The organism is Mesorhizobium sp. P2_B11, assembly GCF_056404855.1.
Genome location: NZ_JBFUDF010000006.1, coordinates 619,001 through 628,415, shown reverse-complemented (window position 1 = coordinate 628,415; position 9,415 = coordinate 619,001). Strand labels below are relative to the sequence as shown.

At 62.2% G+C, this 9,415-nt stretch carries 8 protein-coding genes; 4 read left to right on the top strand and 4 right to left on the bottom strand.

What is annotated here, in order from left to right; translation table 11 throughout:
- Positions 1-118: 118 nt before the first annotated feature.
- The 4 genes from AC1DYJ_RS22560 to AC1DYJ_RS22545 all read left to right on the top strand — a co-directional run bounded on the left by AC1DYJ_RS22560 (position 119) and on the right by AC1DYJ_RS22545 (position 3,588).
- Positions 119-901 (top strand): YciC family protein, encoded by a 783-nt coding sequence (locus AC1DYJ_RS22560; protein ID WP_477282513.1) that lies wholly within the window; start codon positions 119-121, stop codon positions 899-901.
- A 64-nt stretch (positions 902-965) separates the two neighbouring features.
- A complete protein-coding gene (locus AC1DYJ_RS22555; protein WP_477282515.1) occupies positions 966-1,844 on the top strand; it encodes a hypothetical protein in 879 nt (292 codons plus the stop codon).
- Positions 1,845-1,958: 114 nt separating this feature from the next.
- Positions 1,959-2,708: a YciC family protein gene (locus AC1DYJ_RS22550; RefSeq protein ID WP_477282517.1), complete on the top strand. Its 750-nt coding sequence runs from the start codon at positions 1,959-1,961 to the stop codon at positions 2,706-2,708.
- Positions 2,709-2,727: 19 nt separating this feature from the next.
- Positions 2,728-3,588 (top strand): hypothetical protein, encoded by an 861-nt coding sequence (locus tag AC1DYJ_RS22545; RefSeq protein WP_477282519.1) that lies wholly within the window; start codon positions 2,728-2,730, stop codon positions 3,586-3,588.
- A 35-nt stretch (positions 3,589-3,623) separates the two neighbouring features.
- Here AC1DYJ_RS22545 and AC1DYJ_RS22540 read toward each other — a convergent pair whose 3' ends face one another.
- From AC1DYJ_RS22540 to AC1DYJ_RS22525, 4 genes are all read right to left on the bottom strand, one after another.
- On the bottom strand, positions 3,624-5,309 hold the full coding sequence (locus tag AC1DYJ_RS22540; RefSeq protein ID WP_477282521.1) for a tetratricopeptide repeat protein: 1,686 nt from the start codon (positions 5,307-5,309) through the stop codon (positions 3,624-3,626).
- A 124-nt stretch (positions 5,310-5,433) separates the two neighbouring features.
- Positions 5,434-7,074, bottom strand: a complete 1,641-nt coding sequence (locus tag AC1DYJ_RS22535; RefSeq protein ID WP_477282523.1) for an ABC transporter substrate-binding protein — start codon at positions 7,072-7,074, stop codon at positions 5,434-5,436.
- 363 nt (positions 7,075-7,437) lie between these two features.
- Entirely contained in the window at positions 7,438-8,424 is a 987-nt protein-coding gene (locus AC1DYJ_RS22530) for an alpha/beta hydrolase (protein WP_477282525.1), read from the bottom strand.
- 14 nt (positions 8,425-8,438) lie between these two features.
- On the bottom strand, positions 8,439-9,116 hold the full coding sequence (locus tag AC1DYJ_RS22525; RefSeq protein ID WP_477426256.1) for an isochorismatase family protein: 678 nt from the start codon (positions 9,114-9,116) through the stop codon (positions 8,439-8,441).
- Positions 9,117-9,415 lie beyond the last annotated feature (299 nt).

Below are 9,415 nucleotides of genomic sequence, written 5' to 3'. Positions count from 1 at the left end.
GCCGACACTGACAATGCAGCGCAACATTTGCAAGTGGGCTAGACGCCGCTCGCCAATCTTGGCAAATTTACTACTGCGGTCGCCGGACAATATTCGGCGGTGAAACAGGGGGCGCATCATGACTTCGGCAACATTTGCACGGCCTGAGAAATTTCAGATCGGCAGGGTCTTCAATAACAGCTTCGCCGTCATCGGCCGAAATGTCGTGCTTTGCGTCGGACTGGCTTTTCTGTTCGCAGGCCTGCCGACCATCTTGATCCAGCTGTGGACCAACTCGCGCATGGAAGCGCTGCTGCAGGCCGATCCTGGCGCCGCGGCCGATCCCACCTTCGCGCTGCGCAATTCCTGGGTCACGTTTGTCGCCTTTTTCGTAAGCGCCATTTTCGGACTGCTGCTTCAGTCGGCACTTGTTCGCGCCTCCATCGAGGATCTTAATGGCAAGCGGCCGAATATTGGCGACTGCCTTCAGATCGCCATTCGCTTCCTGCTGCCCACGCTGGCCATAGGCTTCCTTGTCTCGCTTGCATCCGGCCTGGCCATGATCGCGCTGATCGTGCCCGGCGTGATCCTTTGGCTCGGCTGGTCGGTTTCGGTGCCGGTTCTGATCCAGGAACGGCTCGGCGTGTTCGGCTCAATGTCGCGCAGCCGCACGCTGACCAAGGGCAGCCGCTGGTCGCTGTTCGGACTGTTCCTGGTCCTGATCATCATCGCCATGGTCATTCAGGGGGCGGTAGGCGTGGTTGTCTACCTGTTTCACGGCATCGTCGCGGCCATCGTGGCCGGGCTGGTGCAGAGCGTGACGTCGATGCTGCTGTCGGTCGCCGCCGCGGTCAGCTATGTCGAGCTGCGCCAGGTCAAGGAAGGCACCAGCGTCGACGAACTGGCGGAGATATTCTCGTAAGCCGGAAGATTCGCGCGGCCTTGGCCCTCCCGGGCCAAGGCATGTGCCAGGGCAGGGGGACACAATGACGTCACTGGCGCAGCAACGACCGGAAAAATTCCGCATCGGCAGGGTTTTCAGCAACAGCTTTGGGGTCATCGGCCGCAATCTCGGTTTCCTTGCTGTGGTTGTCGGACTTTTTTCGACCCTGCCCGCACTGTTGTACAATCTCTGGAACCTGTCCCGGGTTGCCACGATGGTCGGCGCTGGCGGCGCCGGCAACGCCGCCGCTTTCGAAACGTCAGCCATGGAAGACTACTCGGCCCTATCGCTCGTCGCTTCTCTGATCATCTTTGGGCTGGCCTTGCTGGTGCAGGCTGCACTGGTGAGAGCGGCAATCGAGGATTTGAACGGCAAGCGGCCCGTCATCGGCGACTGCATCCAGAGTGCATTGCGCAGCTTCTTCCCCACACTCGGCATAGGCATCCTGGTCATCCTCGTCCTGGTGGTGGGTGTTTTTGTGATGGTTTTCATGACCTGGGCCATTCCCCTTCTCGGGTGGCTGATCGGGCTCGGCCTGGCGTTGATCCCCGCTTTCATGTGGCTGATTTCCGTATCGGTTTCCGTGCCCATTGCGGTTCAGGAGAGGCTTGGCGTATTCGGCTCGATATCGCGCAGCCGAGCCCTGACCAAGGGCAGCCGCTGGTCGATATTCTGGCTGTTGCTGATCATTGGCGTGGCGGCGATGCTCATCCAGGCGGTGTTCTCTGTGTTTTTTGGACTGGCTATCGCCACCACCGGCGGCATCACCGGTGTCGGGGTGCTGGTCGGAGCGATTGGCAGCAGTCTGGTGTCGACGATCTTTTCAACGGTGCTGTCGGTGACGATTGCCGTCGCCTATGTCGAACTGCGCCAGGTCAAGGAAGGCACCAGCGTCGACGAACTGGCGGAGATATTCTCGTAAAATCGCGACATTGCATCTTCGGACGGATCGCGACGGTTCGCGATTTCGGCGCGGCGGGCTGTTCCCTCGCTCTGCCGGGCGTCGGCCACAAGCGGATAAGGACTTAGCGCTTCCATGGTGCTTGCAGACAAATTCCGCCTCGGCAGCGTTCTCGGCGACACGTTCGCCGTCATCCGGCGCAATCCGATGCTTTGCATCGGGCTGGCATTGATCATTTATGCATTGCCGAGATTCGGGCTGTCGCTCTGGTACTGGAAAACCATGACCGCGGTCGCATCGGGCACCCCGGAATTTTCGGCGCAACGGATCACGATCACTGTCATCGAACTGTTTGGCAATATTGTTCTCGGCGCCATCCTTCAGGCGGCATTGACGCGGGCAACCATCGAGGATTTGAACGGCAAACGGCCTTCGTTCCGGGACTGCATCAAGACAGCTTTCGCGGTCCTTTTGCCGACAATCGTCATTTCGTTGCTGGTCGCGCTGGGCGTTTGGATAGGTCTCATATTCCTGATCGTTCCAGGGCTGTTCTTGCTGGCTCGCTGGTCGGTCGCAATACCGGTTCTGGTCCAGGAGAGACTGGGTGTATTCGCCGCCATGAGGCGCAGCCGCGACCTTGCCAAAGGCAGCCTCTGGCCTTTGATGGCGTTCTGGCTGGTCATCCTCGTCGCTTCAATCGCAATAGGCCTCGCGTTGGACCAATTCGCATCCTTGTCCGACACAACGCTGGGCTTCTTCCTTAATGCGCTGGCCGACACGGCTTCGGGCATAGTGCAGTCGATCGCACCTGTGGCCATGTACATCGAATTGCGGCGGGTCAAGGAAGGCACCAGCATCGACGACCTGGCGGAGATTTTCTCTTGAGCGAACGGCGATAGATTCCATGGCGGTGGTAACCCAGGGGGAGCCGGAGAAATTGCGGCTTGGCAAGGTGATCAACACAGCCGTGTCTTTCATGGGACGAAATCTGATCCTCTCGCTTGTTGTTGGCGCGCTTTTCTTCGTCTTGCCTTTGATACTGGTCGATCTGTGGACGTTCTGGTTTTGGTCAAAACTGCCTTTTTTGGGGAAAGCTTATTTTGGTGGCCGCTGGGACACGCTAGCCAGAGCCGGAGTGGCGCTGGCTTCGGGACTCTTGTCCTTCGTACCAAAGGTCTTGGGGTTTGCAGTACTGTCGAGGGCAGCTATAGACGACATCAGGGGCGACCGCCCGTCGGTTGGAGGTTGTATCCAGCAGGCAATGCGACACGATCTTCCGATCGTGGGTACGGGGTTCGCAATTTATCTTGGATTCTTTTTCCTCAGCTATGCGGTGTCTCGCACTGGGTTGCTCACTCCCTCTGAAGGTGTCGCTGTCTTCGCCGTTCTAGCTACGCTCTGTATATTCTGGGGACTTGGAATCTCTGCTGCCCTTCCTGTCGCTGTACACGAAGGGCTTGGGCTGAGAGCTTCGATGTCACGTAGCCGCGTGCTAACGAAGGGGCATCGCTGGCCGATATTCGGCCTTTTTTTGATCGTCATCGTCTTCTTGTTAGCGAGGCAAGTGGGCTTGGCTTTGGCATTTGTGTTTGCCATGACCGTCGTCGGGTCAGTGTCTTCCTACATGGTTATCACCATTCCGGTTGCAATTGTCTCGGCAATCATCTGGGTCGCGACATCAGTTGTTATCACGGCCACCTACACCGAGTTGCGTCATATCAAGGAAGGCAGCAGCGTCGAGGATCTGGCGGAGATATTCTCCTGAAGGCGAAGCCGCCACGGTGGTCAGGCGGCCACATCTCAGTGACAGCAGCTATGCCCTGACTGCACGCTCGTCCGGCAGAGGCACGATGAGGTGATCGCCACATCCGCCTTCGCCAGCGCGGCGGTAAGCTTCGCCTGCAAACCCGGCAGTTCCACGCTCTCGCCGCGCCGTCTCAGGCACTCCACCAGCCCGTGCAGCGACCAGACATTGTCGGGATGCTGGGCGCAGCGTTGCACCTTGCCGCTCAAGCCGAGATCGTCTCGATAGACCTGCTCGGCCTCGTCGGCATGGCCCTGGTCGAGCAGCAGCGCTGCCAGCGCATGGCGGGGCGGATGCATCCAGGCCCATGGCTCGGTGTAGGACAGATTGTCGTCGAGCTCGACCGCGTGGCGCAGATGCGTATAGGCCTCGTCATGGCGGCCCTGGTGGTAGGCGAGCTCGCCGTCGAGCAGGGCGGCACCGACGGACAGCGAGGCCCGCGTCGGATTGCTGAGGAAGCGCCGTTCCGGTGGGATGCTCTCGACATGCCTGCGGAAAGTTTCGCGCTCGCGGTCGGCCGCCGAAAACTGTTTGAGCGTGGCATGGGCGACGCCCTTGGCGTAGTGCTGCATGGCCGATGTCAGCACATAGAGTTCCGGCTCCGCCACCATCGGCTCGTCGATGATCTCCTGCCAGCGGCCGAAGCGCACCTGCACATGCGATTTCATCGCGTGATAGCCTTCGACCGTCTGGGTGAGCTTCGGCCGGTCGGGGATGCTGACGACATCGCGCGTGACCAGGCTGCGCACCTTGTCCGCCGCCCACAGCGCCGGCTGGTACTGGCCAAGGAACATGCAGGTGAACATCATCAGATGCAGGTCGTGGCAGCAGCCAAGCAGATAGTAGGTCGTCTCACTGGCATAGGCGAGGTAGAGGTCGTTGGCCCGCACCGCCTTTTCGCTGGCGAGCTTCGCCTTTTCGTAGTCACCGCACAGCACATGGATATGCCCCGGCATGTGGTTCATGTGGCCGGCATCGGGACACATGGTGCCGAGCAGGTTCGCCGAGCGTATGCCGCGCTCCGGCTGCGTCGACATTTCGAGCAGATGGATATGCAGATGCAGGATCGCCGGATGCGGTGCTGTGCCGGCTTCGTCCGACAGCCGGATCGAGCGCTCGCAAACCTCCAGCGCCTCCAGCACGTCCGAGTTCGGCGCCGGCCGGCCGGTCTTCAAATCCCACAGCCGCCGCACGGTGCGCATCATCAGCGCCTCGACGGTCAGCGCCATCACGTCATGGTCGTCGGGGAAGTCGCGAAAAACCTGCCGCATCGCGGCAGCATAGGCATTGTCCCATTGCTCGAATTCCGCGGGCTCGACACCATGCGGCTCTTGAAAGCGGGCGGCCAGCGCCTCGATCAGCCGTTGCTCGATGGGGCTGGCGCTCGCAGAACCTGCCCGCGCGAGCTGGACGTGGTCGAAGCAGCGCTTGGTCGCGCGGTCGGCCTCGTCCTTGCCGTGCTCCTTCCAGGTCAGGTTGTAAAAAGGCCCGGCGGCATAGGCGATGCCCCAATGCACGAAGGCGCAATCCGGGTCGGTCTCCAGCGCCTTCTCGAAGCACTTTATGCCTTCCTCGTGATTGAAGCCGTAGCACCAGTTCAGTCCGATATCGAACCAGCGCTGCGTCTCGGTCGAGGAGGTGGAAATAGGGCGGCGATAGGTGCCGAGGTTGAAATGGTCCATGCCTGATTCGCTCTGAGCCGAAAGTCGGTCAGGCGCAATCTGTGCCGAGATTCGTGGCGATGGCAAATGGCATTCGGCCGGCGCGGCTCATTCGAACCGCGCCGGCCCAACGTCCCGGGAGGCATCAGCTCTCCAACCACACCTTCTCAAAATGCTGCTCCAGTGACTGGTGCTGTTCGCAGCCTTGCACGCCCTTGCGGTAGGTGCGGTAGACCGAGCGCCAGTAGGGCTGGATGATGATGCCGGCATCGCGCAAATTCTGCTCGATCTTGGCCATGATCTCCTTGCGCTGAGCGGCATCCGGCGTTGCCAGCGCCTTGTCGAGAAGCTCGTCGAACTCTTTGTTGGCGTAAGCACTTTCGTTCCAGGCGGCGCCCGATTTATAGGCGAGCGCCAGCACCTGGACGCCGAGCGGCCGGCCCAGCCATTCGGTGGTGGAGAAGGGGTATTTGCTCCAGTCGTTCCAGAAGGTCGCTGCCGGCAGCACGGTGCGCTTGATCTTCAGGCCGGCCTCCCGCATCTGCGCGGCGATCGCATCGCCGGTGCTTTTTTGCCACTCGACATCGACGGAGATCAGATCGAATTCGTGATCGGCCTTGCCGGCCTCGGCGAACAGTTTCTTCGCCTGGTCCATGTCGCGCTTGGCCGGACCGATATCGGCGAATTCTGGGTGCATCGGGCCGACATGGTGGTTGTCGGCCGGCTTGCCGCGACCGCCGAGACCAAGCGTCAGCACGGCCGAGTTGTCGACGGCAAGCTGGGCTGCGCGGCGCACCTTGACGTCGTCATAGGGCGCATTGCCGACATTGAAGCGGGCAACGATGGTCGAGCCGGTGGCGATCTCGGAATTTTGCAGGCCCATCTGCTCTGTCTGCGAGACGGCGTCGGACGCGGTTTCGTGGTCGGTGTCGATCTCGCCGGATTCGAACGCCGACAGCATGGCGTTAGGGTCGGAGCCATAATCGACCCATTTGATGCCATCGAGATAGAAGTCGCCCTTCCACCACGGCTTGTCCTTGCGCTTCACCTCGGCGCTGGTCTCGGCACTCCAGCTGACCAGTTCGCAGGGACCGGTGGTGATCGCCAGCGCCTTCATCGGGTCGTCGCCGCCTTCATAGGAGCGGTGCATGATCAGCGCCGGATAGTCGGCCATGCCGGCAATCAGCGAAATATCGGGCTTCGGCAGATTGAGCTTTACGGTGAAGTCATCGACCTTCTCGATGCCGCCATCGACCGGCTTCTTGGTGTCGGCATTGACCAGCGCGCCCATGCGCGCGGCGACCGAATTGCCGGCCACACCGGCATCGCACCAGCGGTTGAGATTGTGGATGACATCGTCGGCGTTGAAGGTGTCGCCGTTCGACCAGGCGATGCCCTTGCGCACATGCAGCGTGATGGCTTTGGCGTCATCACTGGTTTCCCAGCTTTCGAGCAGCCACGGTTCGAAGGCGAAGTCGCGGTTCCAGCGCACCAGATATTCGTTGCAGTGGCGCGCGACATTGGACATTTCCACGCCGTCGAACGTGCGCGGATCCTTGAAACCCTTGACGTTCATGGCGACGCGCAAGGTGCCGCCGCGCTTCGGCTCCTCGGCTGAGGCGGGCGACGCGCTGAGACCGCCCAGCGCCAGCGCGCCGGCGGCGCTGACGCCAAAGCCGGCCATGATGGCGAGATATTCGCGACGGTTTATCCCGCCTTTCCTGAAATCGTCGGCAACGGGTTTCGCCTTCGGATGCAATCTTCTGTCGGTCAGCATGAATTTCATCGTCGTTCCCTCTTTTGTTGAGCGCCCCGACGGATCGCCTCCGCTTGGGGGCGGATGCGACCGCCGGGGCGCCGCTGCCTGAGCGCGCGATGATAGGGCGGGCTGACGCAGGGAAGTGTTCGAATTTCCGCAGTTCTTGTGCGCTGCTCCGCAGTGGGAGGATAGCTAATCTCCCCCCAAGTGGGGGAGATGTCCGGCAGGACAGAGGGGGGCGCTGTCCCGCCGACGCTTCTGTCGACTGGGGGTGTCCTCTCAGGCAATCGCTACATTAGTTCAGGGTGCTTATAGGCCGCGATCCTTCGCGCCCCCCTCTGGCCTGCCGGCCATCTCCCCCACGAGGGGGGAGATCAGCTACCCGCAGGCTCAATACGGCCAGTCGTTCTTGCCGAGCACGGCGACGGCGGCGATGGCCGCAAGCGTGCACAAGAATGCCTCGCCGGCGCGCGGAACGCTTTTGCGGGCGCGCAAGAAACTGTGCACCAGCCGCGGCTCCTCATACCACCAGGCGCGGCCGCCGGCGGCAACGATGCGGTCGCGATAGGTCTCGCCGTCCGATGACAGCGGATCGCACTGGGCAGTGATGATGACCGTCGGCGGCAGGCCCGAGAAATCGCTGTCGCTTAGCGGCGAAAATGTCGGGTCGTCGCGCGATTGCTCCGGGCCGCAGCGGATGGTGCGATAGGTTTCGATGTCGCGCAACGTCAGCAGCGGCGCCTGCGCGTGCTCGACATAGGAGCCGGCGTTCTCATCGCCGCCGAGGCCGGGATAGATCAGCACCTGGCCGACGGCGCGGCGTGGGTGGCGGCGCGACGCATGCGCAACTGTCGCCGCAAGGTTGCCGCCGGCACTTTCGCCGACGAGCACGATCGGCAGGTTGGTCGTCTGTGCCGCCCATTCGAAGGCGGCAAGCGCATCGTCGAAGGCAGCTGGGTGCGGATGTTCGGGCGCCAGCCGGTAGTCGGCGGAGACGACGTCGAAGCCGGTGCCGGCGCAAATCTCGGCGCAGATGTCGTCATGACTGTCGAGCCCGCCCAGCACAAAGCCGCCGCCATGATAGTAGACGACGATTGCGCGCACCGGCTTGCCCGCCATGCGATAGTAGCGGGTGGGTATGGGGTGCCCTTTATCGCCGGCAATGATGCCGTCGCTCGCCGAGACCCCCTTGGGATAACCCTGATGGAAGGCGCGGCACATCGCGTCATAGACCGACCTTTGCTCGGCGATCGGCAGTTCTGCGATTTCGGGCGGGAACCAGTCGTTGACGCGGTCGATGTAATTCCACAGCGCCGGGTCGAGCAGGGTGGCGTATTTTCCCCGCCTGGCTGTCTTGAGCTTGTGGACCGTGCCCATTGTCTCTTGCCCGCTCAGAGTTCGCCGTAGAGCCGGCTGGCGTTCTCGAAGGTGAAGCGCAGCGGCACCGAACCCTCGACCTGCCATACGCTGACGGTGTCGCCCGCCATCAGCCGGCAGGCGTCGATTGTGTTGGTGACCGCGCCGCCATAGAGCCGGTTGGCGAGGTTGAGGATGGCGGTCTGGTGCATGGCGGCGCTGCCGCTGCCGCAGGCATCCTTGACCAGCAGCACGCGAAAGCCGGATGCCACTGCGTCCTTCACGGTGGCATCGACGCAGGCCTCGGTCCACACGCCGGCAATGATCAGCCATTCGATGCCGCCGGATTTGAGGTCGCGCGCCGCCGGACCCGAGCGGAAGGCGCTGGCCTCCGCCTTGATCAGCAACGCCTCGCCATTGGCCGGCGCCACCTCATGGCAAATTTCCGTCAGCGGATCGCTCTTGTCGGAAAAGGCCGACTTGCCGTCGGCATCGAGCGGATGGAACGGCCGCGCCTTGGCGGTATCGACGATATAGGCCCAGTGGTAGAGCGGCACGAAATTGCGCCGCGCCGCCGCCTGCAGGCGCTGGACGTTGGCCAGCACCTCGCCATAGCCTTCGACCAGGTAGCGCTTGTCCTGCCGATGCTCTTCCTGGAGGTCGATGAAGACGGCGGCGACAGTGCCGCGTTTGATAGAGATAGGGCTTTTCATGCGGCGCCTCGGTTGGCGGTCGACACCATCCCGTTCGCCAAGCTGGCACAAGCGGTGGTGACTGGTCGGTGCCTCCCCACCTTCGTCATCCACGGGCGAAGCAGGAGCGAAGCTCCGTCGCGGAGACCCGAGGATCCATGCCGTGACGTTGGCCGGAGAGTGTGGCGGTCCAGAATTCGCACCGTTGCGGCGCCCGGGAGTCCCGGCATGGATCCTAGGGTCTGCGCCGCGTCGCTGCGCTCCTTGCTTCGCCCTAGGATGACGAAGGCATGGGTGCTGCGGCTATTCCCGAAGGTTTG